The organism is Mesorhizobium sp. M0047, assembly GCF_040323315.1.
Taxonomy (GTDB): domain Bacteria; phylum Pseudomonadota; class Alphaproteobacteria; order Rhizobiales; family Rhizobiaceae; genus Mesorhizobium.
The window spans coordinates 16,199-29,556 of sequence record NZ_JAMYUW010000049.1 but is presented as its reverse complement, the minus strand read 5'-3'; the positions used below and the strand labels follow the sequence as shown (position 1 = coordinate 29,556).

Sequence of the window (13,358 nt, the reverse complement as noted above, 5' to 3'; positions counted from 1 at the left end):
CAACCTCTGTCCATCCTGCCACTGTCCATCTCTGCCCATCCTATGCCAATGCCTCGGCCGCAAAGGAGCCGGGCATGGCGGTCAGGCTGCGCAGCCGCTCGACGAGCGCCCGGCAATCGCTGCGATCGTAGCTCCAGGTCCTTGGGTTGCGGGCAAGAACACGCCCTTTCAGCCTGGCAAAGCGATGCTCCTCCATCTTGCCGAGTTCGGCTTCGAGCGCTTCGGGCGACGCCTGCGGCAACAACACACCGATATCCTGCTGTTTTAGGAACCGCCCGGTCTCGGTGTTGCCCATCGAGATCGGCACCGCGCCGAAACGGCAGCCCTCATAGAGCCGGTTTGGCAGAAGCCATTCGGAGTTCTGCCCGGCTTCGAAGAAATCGATTGCCCAGGAAAAATGGACTTCCTTGTAGATCGCCGCCATGTCCTCCGGGTTGCGGTAGGGCCCGCGAAACGACAGCCACGGCTCGGCTTCGACGAAGCCATGGAAATCCGGGAATTCGGACAAAGCCGGGCGGCCGCGCAGCACGACCTCGAAGCGTCCCTCCATTCGGCGGGAGAAATCGGCCAGCAACTCGAGCGAACGGCGGCAGCGCAGGGCGCCGAACCAGCCGATCCGCCACGGCGGGCCGGGCGGGCTCTCAACCGCTTCAGCATCGCCAGGCAAGACCGCCGCGACCTCGAAATACTTGTTTTCGACCAGCTCGATGGGTGCCGCGACCTGGCCGAACGGCTTGAAGTAATTGGCTATGAAGGCCGGCGAACTGGTAACCAGCAGCTTCACGTCCCTGGCCAAAAAGCGTTCGGTGGCGCGCAGCGCCTTGCCCAGGACATCGTTGCGCAGCACCAGGCGATGAATATCGAGGCACTCGTATACGATCGGAACCGACGCACCTAAGGCTGACCTCGCGCGGCGGGCGAGCGCCAGCATTTCCAGGTTGCGCGCGATGATGAGATCGGGCCTCGGCACTCCGGCAAGCTTCGAGCCCATCGATAACGTCGCCTTGGCGACCGCCGCGAGGCGCTGGCCGAATCGCCCGTCACGCGTCGCGCCAAGGTCGATCGGCCGCAATCCCTCGACATCCGCTATCGGAGTCGTGGTGCGACGGAAGCCGGCCAAGGTGACCTGGGCCCCACCTGCCCTGAGCATCGTAATCCTTCGGCGCACTGCCGGGTCGGAAACGTCGTGCACAAGGTACAAGACATGCAGCATGAAAACTCGACCGCTGTTGGCCCACCCATAGGAATCCTAGTACAGGTCTTGCTGCATCGCAACATTTTTGGTGCAACGATCCACCTTTTCTGTTGCACTGCAAAATTGAGGCGTTAATCTCGGGCTAGCTTTTAGCGCCACTCGGACCGTGCGGTTGGTCACCTGGTGCGGCGCCCTAAATCGTGACGCGGAGCGCATCGGGATCGTCCTGGCGTGCAGCATTTTTCGGTCACCCCCGTCTTAAGCACCGCTGGCCTGGCCGCGGAATCTGCTGACGATATGAGGTAATTCCATGAAGATCGTGGTCGAAAACACAGTCTGCCTGAACACCGGGGATGCAGCGATTTTGCTAGCGATCCGGCACATCCTAAAGGCAGTCGCCGGGAGCGACCTGCAATTCTTCATCTTCGACAGCCAGCCCGAGGTCGCGGCGAGGCTTTACCCGCAAAGGGATTATCCGGACCTTGAATTTCACAAGCTGCTGTCGGAGTCCCTTTTCCGGTATAAGAATGGCGATGGACTGAAGAACTGGATCAAGCCGATCTACAACAAAATTGTCCTTCAGGCCCTGCGGTGGTTCGGGAGCAGCGCGATTGGCGCTTTCTTCAGCCGGAGTGACCGTCGCAGCCTCGATATCTACACTGGCGCCGATCTCGTGGTCACGACAGGCGGGACCTATCTCGTCGAGAACTACAATCTCGAAAGACGTCTCAATCAGTTCCGGCTTGATGCCGTGCTCGGCAAGGATCCGGTCTTCTTCACGCAATCCCTCGGCCCGTTCAATAAAAGTTACAACCGCCAGGAACTGAGCCCGATCTTCGACCGCAGCCCGCTCATCCTGCTGCGTGACGAACGGTCCAGAAACCATATCCAGGATCTGGTGAAGGATTTCGGCAAATGCCACGTGGTGGCCGATGCCGTCTTCGCCCTTGCCGATACCGACAGGATCGAGAAAATTCTAGCCTCCGGTCAGCCGCCGGCGCCGACGGGCCGTGTCGCCATTTCCGTCCGCCACTGGAATTACGTCAGCGATGGCGAAGGCGGCATGCGCCGCTATCTCGATTCGATCCGCGAGATCGCGTCGATTCTCGTCAGGGACCACGGCAAGGAGGTGACGTTCGTCTCCACGTGTCAGGGGGTGCCGGAATACGCGCATGACGATTCCAAGACCGCGCGGGCGATCGTCGACGAACTCGATCCGGAGATCGCCAAACATGTGACCGTAGACGCTGCGTTCCACACGCCGGAACAGTTGATGGCACTGGTGAAAGGCTTCGACTTCGTGGTCGCCACGCGTATGCACATGATGATCATGTCGCTTTGTGTCGGCACGCCGGTGCTGCCAATCGCCTATGAGTTCAAGACCAAGGAAGTGGCCAAACGGATCGGTGTCGCCGACGTGCTGCTCGACATCGACACAGTGACGTCAGAGGAAGCGAGTGAAAAGCTCGGCAGATTTGCAGCAAACCTCAACCTCTATCGCCAGACCAGCCTTCAGGCCGTGCTTGAGGAGCATGCCTCGGCGATGTCGGCCACAAGCCTGCTGGCACCGTTGATCGACGGTCACTCAGCGGATGTTGCGCGCGGCGTTGGACAGGGTGGTGAACACCGCGCGGCGCGACTGGGCGACCGCAAGCATGAGAATGAGACCGATCCCGTAATTGAGAGCAATCGCGAGAAAGACCGCGAGCAGGTCTGACTGTCCGGTCAGCGACGCCGGCAACCACGAGTACGCCTGCCAGGCGAGCAGGGACGAGGTAATGAAAAGCCCCTGCATGACCAGAAAGTCGGCGGCTGTGACGGGACCGACTCGATGGACCAGCACGGCAAGCACGGGAACGCGCAGCACGTAACCGCTGATGGCATAGGCCGCGGCAACGCCGACGGCACCCCAGTGCAGGCCGACGATGAAGGCGGCTACGGTCGTCAGTGACGAATAGATGCCCCAGTGGAACATGGTCTTCGTCTTGCCCTGACAGATGAATATCCAGCCTGTGGTGCTTGAAACGGACTGGACCAGGCTAGCGATGCCCAGCCAGGCGAAAATCGGCGCCACCGGCGCCCAACCCTGGCCGAAGAGAAGCGCCACGACCTGATCGGAGGTCATCGTCAGCGCCGCGATGCCGGGCATGGTAACGGCAGCCAGCATCCAGTTGGTCCGCACGTAGATGTCGCGAAATCGAGCCTTGTCCTCATGGATGCGGCTTAGCAGAGGCACCATCACGCGCGTCAGCGGCTGGTTGATGTTCTGCAGCGGGAACAGCAGGAGCTTATAGGCGCGGTCGTAATAGCCGAGCTCGATCGCGCCGGAATATTTTCCGATGAGAATGTTATCGAGATTGCGCGAGAAGAAGTTGGCAAGATTGAAGCCCGTCAGATTGGCGCCGAACGACAATATGTCGGCATCGACTTTCAAATCCGGGCGAAGTGGCTTCCACCGCGCCACCCGCCACGCGGCCGCCAATGCGACAACCGCTGAAACAGCCGGGCCGATGACCAGCGACCAGTAGCCAAGCCCCGCATAGGCTGCGACCGCAGCGGCCAGAAGTCCGGCGGCGGCACTTATCACATCATTCACGGCGAGCTGGCCGAATTGCAGGTGGCGATTCATCAATGCCAGCGGCACCGCGGCAAGACTGCCGAGGAGCAGCGGCAAGGCGGAGCCAAGGGTAATGCCGGACATGCGCTGATCGCCGTAGAAAGCGGCAATCGCAGGCGCCATGCCGGCCACTACCACGGTACTGCCCAGCCCGACGAGCGCACTGATCCAGAAAACCTGGTTGAGCTGCTGGTCGCTGATGTCCTTGCGCTGAACCACAGCCTGCTGGAGGCCCAGGTTTTGAAGCAATCCAACAAAGGCCACGATCGGCCCGACGGAAGCCACCAGGCCGAAATCCTCGGGAACGAGCAGACGGGCGAGCACGATGACGGAGAGAAACTGGATCGCCATCTTGAAGCCCTGCGCACCGATCGTTACCAACCCGCCACGAAGGGCGACACGACCAAAATGAGGGGGCGGCGGATTGACATTCATGAACCGACCCTCGTTTCGCCAAGCTGCTCGGCGATCTGTGCGAAACGTTCGTTCAGCACATCTGCGTTGAAGTCCGCCTCGATCTTCTTGCGCGCGGCGAGGGCAATTTGCTCGCAGGGCTTCGGATTCTCGGCGATCCAGGCAAGTTTGCAAGTTAGCGCCGCGACGTCTCGCTCGGGAGCCAGAAAACCTGTCTTTTGATCCTCGATCAGTTCGGGAATCCCCGAGTGATATGTGCTGACCACCGTCAGGCCGGCGGCCATCGCCTCCATCAGTGAAACCGGGATACCTTCCAGATCGCCATCGCGCGCAGTGACGCTAGGCAGCAGAAACACATGGGCATCGCGCAGACGCTGCTTCACTTCGCTGTGCGGACGCGGGCCAAGAAAAGTCACCCTGTCGGCGATGCCGAGATTTGCGGCGATCCCCTTCAGCTCCTCCAGAAGTTCTCCGCCTCCGATCACAGAATAGACCCAATTGCGCCGCGGCAGGCTGGCGAGCGCGCGAAGCGAATATTCGATGCCCTTTTTTTCAGTCAGGCGGCAGACCGAGATGAAAGATAGCGTGGCTTGCTCCCATGAACGCCACCGATAGCCGATCTCGCTCGGCCGCACGCCCATATGGTGAACCATAACCTGCGTCGGCGATGCACCAACGTCGATCAAGGCATCGCGGAAAAACGCATTCACCGGCAGTTGAAGAGCGCCCTTTTCGAACACAATCTTGTAGCGCGCGAGCGTATCGTCATGCAGCGGCTCCCCGACATCGCGGCCATGAAATATCGTCATAAGGGGAGCGGAAATCCTGCCTCGTTTAATAGCGCGGGCCACGCGCATGCCGTTGTTGCCAAAATGGGCGACGATCACGTCGGCATTCTGCAACCTATGCGCATGAACAATGTCGATGGCGGTCGAGAGTTTATCCCAGAACCTGCCAGACCACTTCCTGAGTAGCGGGCGATAGCGAGCTAGGCGACCCCACCAGCATACGACCTTTCCCGGCAGCGCGTGCCAGCGCGAATCGTCGATATTGGCGTCCTTGCCAAAGGACATCTCATTGCAGACGACTCCGACTTCCATGCCGCGCTCAAGGCACCCGGCTATCTGGTCGAGAACGAACGTCTCCGACAATGAGGGGAACTTGTCGACTACGAAGCAAATCTTCATCGGCAGGATGCATTCATGCGAATACCGATCAAGCAGCCCGTTGTGAACCGCCCCGCATGGGGACCGGCAGGGGACACGGAAACCTCGCAAGGTGGCTGCAGGTCAACCGCACTGGGAGCCGGTGCGCGCCCGACGACGGCCGGGCCGAAAACATCGTGCCCAAGGCACGAGACATGCAGCATAGAATTCTACCGCTGTTGGCCACCCGGGATGGACATTAGTACAGGCTTTGCTGCACTGCAACATTTTTGGTGCGGCGGAGCAAGATTTCCGGCAATTTGGCGTGTCTGCCGATCAGCCACCAAGGCCCGCAGATGAAGGACTCGCCAGGACCTCGGCAGCGCCGGCATGCTTGCCGGGTTCAGGTGCAGAGGCCGACGTGGCCAGTTGAGCAACCATTTGTGCAAAACGTTCATTCAGAACATCGGCGTTGAAGTCGTCCTCGACCTTGCGGCGCGCGGCAACTGCGATGCGTTCGCATTCCTGCGGATGTTCGGCTGCCCAGGCAAGCTTGGTGGCAAGCACTGAAACGTCTCGCTCGGGTGCAAGCAACCCTGTCTCCTGATCCTCGATGAGCTCGGGGATTCCCGAGTGATGCGTGCTGACCGCAATCAATCCGGCGGCCATGGCCTCCATGAGCGCGACCGGAATGCCTTCCATGTCCCCGTCGCTGGCGGTGACGCTTGGAAGCAAGAAGAGATGTGCCATGCGAAGCCGTCTTTTCACCTCCATGTGGGGGAGGCTGCCAAGGAATGTTACGCGACCCGCCAAGCCCAATTCCACAGCCAGCTTCTCCAAACCAACCCGCAATGGACCGTCGCCGACAATATCGTAGCGCCAGTCTATCTCAGGATGGGACGCTGCCAGAGAGGCAAGGGCGCGCAAGGCGAACTCGACGCCTTTCTTCTCCACCAGGCGACAAACCGTCGTCACGATCAGCTGGGTGCCTTCCCACGATTCCCAGCGATAGCTTATTTCGCGGGGATCGATTCCCATGTGATGGACCGTTGTGCTTGCCTGAGACGCACCGGCTTCCAGCAACATCCTGCGGAAGAAATCGTTGACCGGCAGGTTCAAGCTGCCATGCTTGATTAGCCCAGCGTATTGCGTCGCAAGCACTGCCTGCCGCGCGGGGATCGCGACATCCGCGCCGTGAAAGATGGTTATGATAGGCGGTTTGAGGACCTTCCATTTCTTCAGCGCCGCCGCTCTTTCCCCGTTCTGTCCGAAGTGAGCGACAATCACGTCACAGTGGTTCAGGCGGCGTGCAAAAACCATATCAAGAGCGGTCGAAGCCTTGTATCGCAGGCGCGGCGGCAGCCGGCGTACAAATTCGCTGATTCCAGCGGCCCATCTCCACCAATGTTGGGTTCTGGCGAGCAGCGTCGCCATCGGCTCCATTTGCCGGTCTATCCGATCGTCGCCTTTCGTCCTATCGCAGACGACCTCAACATCGAAGCCCCGCGCCAGTAGCCCAGCCATCTGGTCCACGACGAAGGTTTCTGAAAGCAGAGGGAATCCGCCGACGACAAAGCCCACACGCATAGCCCGCCTGCAAGGTTGGGGCTTGCCCTAGACCCCAAGCGGTCCGCGTTGCGCCAGCCCTAATGTATGCGGACAGAATACACGTTGATTGCTGCATTGCCACAGGAATATTGCGCTGCAGCATTTGAATCGAACTGCCCGGCGGATTGCTGGGCCTGGAACTGGCTCAGGGGCGTTTATGCGATTGCAGGCGCCTGGCAGCGTAGGCGCCAGGTAAGTCGATTCCAACGCACCGCGTCTTAGGCAGCCCGCTCCAGGCCGACACGCCGAGCGCTGTCGAGAACGTCCATGAACGTAGCGAACTGACGGTCCGGGTTCATTTGCGGTCGCTCTGAAAACTGAGTCGCTGCCGCCGATAGACGCTTGTACTCGGCCCCGTCGCTCCACAGCCGTCTGACGGCCGAGACCCAGTCGGCAAGCGGTGCGTCGTAGTCCAGCACCACGCCGCCGGAGCCGATCGCTTCCGGCAGACCGCCGCGACGTGAGCCGACCACGGGAATGCCGCTGCAATGCGCTTCCGAGGCTACCCTGCCCCAGGCCTCTTCCCATTTGCTGGGCGCAAGCAGTATCTTCGTGCGGCCGTAGACCGTCTTCATGTCACTGGTGCGGCCTTCCAGCTTGACGTTTTGCAATGGAGAGATCGTCGTTTCGATCCGGGCCCGATGATCGTCATCGAGCTTCCAGCTTTCGACGAACAGGAATGGGATCTCAGGACAGGCGGCGGCAATGCGGACTGCAAGGTCGAAGCCTTTTTCCTCATAGGGATTGATGAGCGTGACAAATTCACCTGTCGTCGGTGTGCAGTAGAACGCGGGATTGATGGTCGGCGGAATGACCGTCGAATCGATATCGAATTTTGCCTTGTAGGTGCGCGCCGTGAACTCGGAATTGGCGATATAGAGCGCCGAATGCAGGTCGCGCAGGTCGCCGGCCAGTTCGCGGAATTCGACATTCCTCAGATAGACGACGACGGGCACGCCTTCGGCCTGCAGTGCCCTGCCGATCGGAACCGAGTTGTGACATTGCACCACGGCAACATCCGGCCTCAGCTTTTCGACCGCAAAGCCGACCGCTTCCCAGGGAAACCATGCCCGCACCACCGGATAGCCCGGGAAAGTGTCGATGACAGCGCGCTGACGAAGGAGCTTCATCTTGGCGCGCGCCCTGAAGCCGAACATGCCATCGCCGAACAGCGCCGCCAGAACGGAAGCATCATGACCGTTCTCGCGCAATTGTTCGACCAGGTGGTGGGTGCTCGACTGCACGCCGCCGCTGAATTGCGGCGTGTAGCCGCTGCCGCCTGCAAACAGAACTTTCATGGACCTGGCTCCTTGTTGTGCCGCCCTCCCGTCACGCCGCCATTCTGCCGATCGAGTGATATTCGATGCCATGGCGGGCGATGACCTTGGGGTCATAGAGGTTGCGGCCGTCGAAGATGATCGGTGTAGTCAGTGCATCTCGCAGCGCGTCGAAGGACGGCGCGCGGAAACTCTTCCATTCGGTGGCGATCAGCAGCGCATCGGCGCCGCGCAGTGCCGCCTCCTTGGTGCCGCACAGAAGCAGGTCGTCGCGCAGCCCGTAGATGGCCTGGCATTCCTGCATCGCCTCGGGATCATAGGCTTGCACATTGGCGCCGGCCTTCCACAGCGCTTCCATCAGCGTGCGCGCCGGAGCCTCGCGCATATCGTCGGTGTCGGGCTTGAAGGCGAGACCCCACAGCGCAAAGGTCCTGCCCTTGAGGTTGCCCTTGAAATAGCGGTCCACCTTGTCGAAGAGAACCGATTTCTGTGCGTTGTTGCGCTCCTCGACCGCGCGCAGCAGCTTGGCATCGAACTGGACGCCTTCGGCGGTCTTGATCAGCGCGCGCACGTCCTTTGGGAAGCAGGAGCCGCCATAACCAAGACCCGGATAGATAAAATGGTAGCCGATGCGCGGATCGCTGCCGATGCCCTTGCGGACCTCCTCGATGTCGGCGCCGAGCTGCTCGGCCAAATTGGCCATCTCGTTCATGAAGCTGATCTTGGTCGCCAGCATGCAATTGGCGGCATATTTGGTGAATTCGGCGCTGCGCACGTCCATCACGATCATCTTCTCGTGGTTGCGGTTGAACGGCGCGTAGAGTTCGCGCATCACCGCCTCGGTGTCCTCGCTGCCGGTGCCGACGATGATCCGGTCCGGCTTCATGCAGTCGGCGACCGCAGACCCTTCCTTGAGGAATTCCGGGTTGGACGCGACGTCGAAGGTTAGATCCTCGCGGCCTCGTTTCTTCAGCGTTTCGGCGATCCTGGCCTTGACCTTTTCGCAGGTGCCGACCGGCACCGTCGACTTGCCGACGACGATCTTGGATTTGTCCATCTCGCGGCCGATGGTCTCGGCGACGGCCAGCACATATTTGAGGTCGGCCGAGCCGTCCTCGCCGGGCGGCGTGCCGACCGCGATCATCTGAATCTCGCCATGCCTGACGGCAGCGGCGGCATCGGTGGTGAACTTGATTCGGCCGGCGGCGTGGTTCTCCCTGACCAGGCTTTCCAGTCCAGGTTCGAAGATGGGAACCAGGCCCTGATTGAGCCGCTCGACCTTGGCGGCGTCTATGTCGACGCACACCACCTGGTGCCCGACTTCGGCAAGCACCGCCGCCTGTACGAGGCCAACATAGCCAATTCCAAACACCGTCAAATTCATTCGGTTTCGTTCCCATGCAAGGCAGCGGGCCGTTTTCGGCCCGGCCAGTTCAACACGACTTTCCCAACTACTTTACACTGCATGCCAGCGATTCCGGAAATTGACAGGGGTCACCCTGGGCCGTGAATGCGACGCGGTCGATTTGCAGCGAAAGTTTGCGGCCCGGATCCGTGAAAGCTCCCATCCAGCCGGTCATCCTATCGCTGCCCCAGAAGCTGAAGAATATTTTCTGCGCATGGGTCGGCAATTTCGCCGGATCGGTAATGGTGTTGACCAGCTGACCGTTCACGTACCAGCGCAAACTGTCCTTGTGCCAGACGAAGGCGTAATCGTTGAAAGCACTCTCGGTGCCACCCGGCACGTCGACCAGCTTCTCGTTCTTGCCCTTGCCCGCAATATAGGCGTTGACCTGCACCTTGGAAGTGTCCTTGGTCAGGACCTCGAAATCGATCTCATCCCAAGGCTGCTTGTCGGATGGACCGATATAGGAGAAGAACGCAGCATTAAGGCCGGAGCCGGTATCGGTCTTCATCCGCGCCTCATAGGTGCCGTAGCCGAAGCGCTGCTTGGTCTGGACCTCGCCGCAGGCAAACTCACGGTTTTTCAGTTGCTGCTTCTCGAAGCCCAGCGACAGCACCCCGTCCGAAAGGCTGACCTGTCGCTTCGACCAGGTGCAATTCTGATGGCTGCCATTGTTCCAGCCGTCGGAAACATACCAGCGCGCACGATCGAAGCTTTTGAAATCGTCGACAAAGGACGGCGATGTCGGAATGTCCTGGGCATAGGAGGGGGTTACCAGGAAACCTCCAAGAGCAGCCAGCAGCAAGGCACTGAGCGAACCCAATCGCCGCCGGCCGGCTTGCGCGGTCCGCTGTGCGAGCGGCGCTGCGCCAAATGCTGTTGTGGACGTAGGTTTCGGATCCGAATTCATATCAAACTCACCTTTGCGCTGCGCGTCCCCAACCCAAAGTAGACGTTCGAACCGCTCCTGAAACGGGCAACCTTGACCTGCTTTTGTGACCCTCCCGAATTGCTTTTCCTGCCTTGCATCAAATCCGTTGAACAGTTTCGAGCCGTCACCATCAACCTCTGCTGGCGCCCGCGGGCTTGGCGAATTTGGCCGCTATTTCCGGACCGGCATTGTCATCGAAGACCATATGCAGCGAATGACGGAGCTCTTTCATCATGCCGTCCTGGCGCGACAGCGCCGCGATGCGGCGTTCGCAATTCAGGATCGACTGCGTCAGCGCGCTGACTTCCGAAGACCGCTTGTCGGAGGCGGAGCCGTTTTCCATCGCTTCGATCAGGAAGGCGGCATTGGTCGCCTTGGTCCGGTAGCGATTCTCAAGCCCGGCTTTCTCGGACTCGATCTCGGCCGCGATCTGCTCGAACAGCTTTGCCAGGCGATCAAGGCGCGAAACGTCGGTCTGCCGGTCGCGGGCCGGATCCCTTGATCTGAAACCGAATATCGAGGCCATGAACTCAGATTCCCGTCATCGCCGGCTTTTGGGCCGGGCTTCTGGCCGATCCCCGCAGCCGGGGCTCAGAAAACTCGTGTCGCATTGTCCTGCTCCAATCAAGGAGACATCAGACCAATCCGATCGGGGGCCAGTTCGGCTGGTCATCCAATTTGCTGCACCGCACCATAGACTGCCATCGTCGGAGCCGACAGGCAACCACCCAATTCGTAAACTCATAAATCCGGCCGAAATGGTTTACGTGATGAACGTGCCCTTGGTGAATAGATCGCGCCTGATCGGCGCCGCTGTCAACGTTGCTTGCCCATGCTGGTTCCGGCCATCAGAAAACGCAGCGGCGGCACGTGCTTCTGCCTGGACACGAGGCCAACACGGCGAAACAGCGCCTCAAGCTTGTCGGAAGCGACGCCCTGCACGATAGGAACGAGGTTGGATTGGCTTGATAAGGCGTAGGCAGCGGCCGATGCCAGCCCCCGCTCGGCCTTGACGTCGAGGAAATTGCGCAGCCGGTACTTGTCGCGCACGTGCCGCTCATGCCGCCGCAGCACCGCTTTCGAGCCTTCCGGCAGGGTGTCGATCGCCAGCAGCGCCAGGTCCGCATCGGCCAGACGCTTCAGATCCTGCGTCTTGTGGCGGCCGCTCAGCGAATCGGCGCGGACGATGGCGCCGTAGCCGCAGGAGCGAATGACCTTGAACCGCGCCCCACGGGCGACCGCGCGGGCGTAGAGTTCATAGTCCTCGCCCAGCCGCAGGCCCTCGTCGTAGCGCAAGCCATGGCGGTCGAGGAAGGCGCGGCTGATCACCGGCTTCAAAAAGCCCAGTTCACCCCTTTGCACGCGGCGTCTGGAGATGTTGCCTTCGACGAAGCGCTCGAAATCGAGGAATTCCGGATCGGCGGCAAACTGCGGCGCGACGATTTTCGTCGCATCGCCTGTCGCGTCATCCCTGATCAGCATGATGTTGTCTGCCGCGAAATCCCAATCGGCGCCGGCGAACAGGTTGCGAAATCGGCCTTCAAGGAAAAAATCGTCGGCATCGAGAATGCTGATGAACGGCGATTTCGAGCCGGCGATGGCTGCGTTGCGGGCAAAGGAGGGGCCGCGATTGATATCGAGGCGCATCACCTTGAGCCGCCCGCTACCATCGTCTGCGGATCGCGCGACATCAGCGGTGTCGTCGGTGGATGCGTCATCGACGACGACGACCTCCGCCACTTCCGCTTCACGCAACGCGGACGCGATGGCGACAGCGATCGTCGCTGCCGCGTTTCTTGCCGCGATGATCACGCAGACCTCGGATTTCGTCATCGACATGGATTTGCCTCTCGTACAGGTGATATCGCTTGCCCTCGCCCTGTACTTGCCCATCGCCGCGGGTCATATGCTGTTCGCCGAGGAAGTGGACCAAGGCGTAGACACGTCGCCGGCGGCGGCGTCCGGCCCGGCAAAAGCAGGCCCGCACATAGGCCACCTCGCCATCATAGTCAGCGGCGCGCAATCCTTCGTATGAACCATCCGGCAAGGCCACTTGGCGCACAGTCTCCCAAAAAGCGGTTGCGCGACGCTTATGCTGCAGTGCGAAGCAAGCATCACCAAAAACCTCGATGCCGTAAAGCCCTTGCTTTTGCAGTGCGGAATTTTGCAGCCAGAGCGTTACCGAGATCGCCTGCCCTACGCACAAGGAATCGGCTCAAAAGATCTCGGGGTTTGGGCGTGGCTCACATGGGGTGACGCCGACAAACCTGCAATTGATCGACAGATGATTAACAGCCTTGACCCATAAAAGGCTACCATGCGGCCGTATCGCCGAAGCCAATATCAGCGGCTGAAGAAAAACCGGCAGCCGGTCGTCGAGGATGCCGTCGGGGGGAACAGCCGGAGAGCGAACCCGCCAACGCGGCGTAAGGCTGATAAGCCGCGACTAGTGCAGGCCGCGCCTTGCGCTCAGCTTCTCGCCTTCGGCAACTTCGGGCGCATTCAGTTTTCGCTCAGCGTCACGAGCCATGTCGGCCGGCGTCGGCGGGCTCCTGGCGATCATGGCATAGACGAGCACGAAATAACCCGCCTGGATGATAACCGCGCAGATGATGACGCGCACCAGTATTGTGCCTATCGATACGCCGCCCAGCCAGGACCAGCCGACCACGATAGCCAGAGCGAAAATCATCCCGAGGATGAATTTTGGAAGTGCCATACCCAACAGCCCATAAACCGGCTCGGGTACATATAACGTTTTGCCCC

Annotated in this window: 11 protein-coding genes and 1 pseudogene; 1 reads left to right on the top strand and 11 read right to left on the bottom strand. The window is 60.5% G+C overall.

What is annotated here, in order from left to right; translation table 11 throughout:
- Positions 1-40: 40 nt before the first annotated feature.
- Complete coding sequence (locus NKJ89_RS30895; protein ID WP_023761509.1) at positions 41-1,213, bottom strand: glycosyltransferase; 1,173 nt, start codon at positions 1,211-1,213, stop codon at positions 41-43.
- Between the two features lie 292 nt (positions 1,214-1,505).
- Between NKJ89_RS30895 and NKJ89_RS30890 the strand changes: the two are divergent.
- Positions 1,506-2,555, top strand: a pseudogene (locus NKJ89_RS30890) (polysaccharide pyruvyl transferase family protein); the annotation flags it as partial.
- A 225-nt stretch (positions 2,556-2,780) separates the two neighbouring features.
- On the opposite strand, the gene NKJ89_RS30885 reads toward NKJ89_RS30890, so the two are convergent.
- From NKJ89_RS30885 to NKJ89_RS30840, 10 genes are all read right to left on the bottom strand, one after another.
- Positions 2,781-4,247 carry a lipopolysaccharide biosynthesis protein gene (locus tag NKJ89_RS30885; RefSeq protein WP_352608178.1) on the bottom strand — a complete coding sequence of 489 codons (1,467 nt, stop codon included), beginning with the start codon at positions 4,245-4,247 and terminating at the stop codon, positions 2,781-2,783.
- Positions 4,244-5,413 carry a glycosyltransferase gene (locus NKJ89_RS30880; protein WP_352608176.1) on the bottom strand — a complete coding sequence of 390 codons (1,170 nt, stop codon included), beginning with the start codon at positions 5,411-5,413 and terminating at the stop codon, positions 4,244-4,246. The genes NKJ89_RS30885 and NKJ89_RS30880 overlap by 4 nt, the downstream gene beginning before the upstream one ends.
- A 294-nt stretch (positions 5,414-5,707) precedes the next feature.
- Positions 5,708-6,958 carry a glycosyltransferase gene (locus NKJ89_RS30875; protein ID WP_352608174.1) on the bottom strand — a complete coding sequence of 417 codons (1,251 nt, stop codon included), beginning with the start codon at positions 6,956-6,958 and terminating at the stop codon, positions 5,708-5,710.
- A 239-nt stretch (positions 6,959-7,197) separates the two neighbouring features.
- On the bottom strand, positions 7,198-8,277 hold the full coding sequence (locus NKJ89_RS30870) for a glycosyltransferase (protein ID WP_352608172.1): 1,080 nt from the start codon (positions 8,275-8,277) through the stop codon (positions 7,198-7,200).
- A 31-nt stretch (positions 8,278-8,308) separates the two neighbouring features.
- Positions 8,309-9,640, bottom strand: a complete 1,332-nt coding sequence (locus NKJ89_RS30865) for a UDP-glucose dehydrogenase family protein (protein ID WP_023761503.1) — start codon at positions 9,638-9,640, stop codon at positions 8,309-8,311.
- Positions 9,641-9,707: 67 nt separating this feature from the next.
- Positions 9,708-10,571, bottom strand: a complete 864-nt coding sequence (gene exoK, locus NKJ89_RS30860) for an endo-1,3-1,4-beta-glycanase ExoK (protein ID WP_352608170.1) — start codon at positions 10,569-10,571, stop codon at positions 9,708-9,710.
- A gap of 151 nt (positions 10,572-10,722) precedes the next feature.
- Positions 10,723-11,118 (bottom strand): hypothetical protein, encoded by a 396-nt coding sequence (locus tag NKJ89_RS30855; protein ID WP_352608167.1) that lies wholly within the window; start codon positions 11,116-11,118, stop codon positions 10,723-10,725.
- A gap of 290 nt (positions 11,119-11,408) precedes the next feature.
- Positions 11,409-12,431, bottom strand: a complete 1,023-nt coding sequence (locus tag NKJ89_RS30850; protein ID WP_352608165.1) for a glycosyltransferase — start codon at positions 12,429-12,431, stop codon at positions 11,409-11,411.
- Positions 12,340-12,798 (bottom strand): hypothetical protein, encoded by a 459-nt coding sequence (locus NKJ89_RS30845; RefSeq protein ID WP_352608163.1) that lies wholly within the window; start codon positions 12,796-12,798, stop codon positions 12,340-12,342. Before NKJ89_RS30845 ends, NKJ89_RS30850 begins: the two co-directional genes overlap by 92 nt.
- Positions 12,799-13,038: 240 nt before the next feature.
- Positions 13,039-13,311, bottom strand: a complete 273-nt coding sequence (locus NKJ89_RS30840; protein ID WP_352608161.1) for an exopolysaccharide production repressor protein — start codon at positions 13,309-13,311, stop codon at positions 13,039-13,041.
- Between the last annotated feature and the right edge of the window lie 47 nt (positions 13,312-13,358).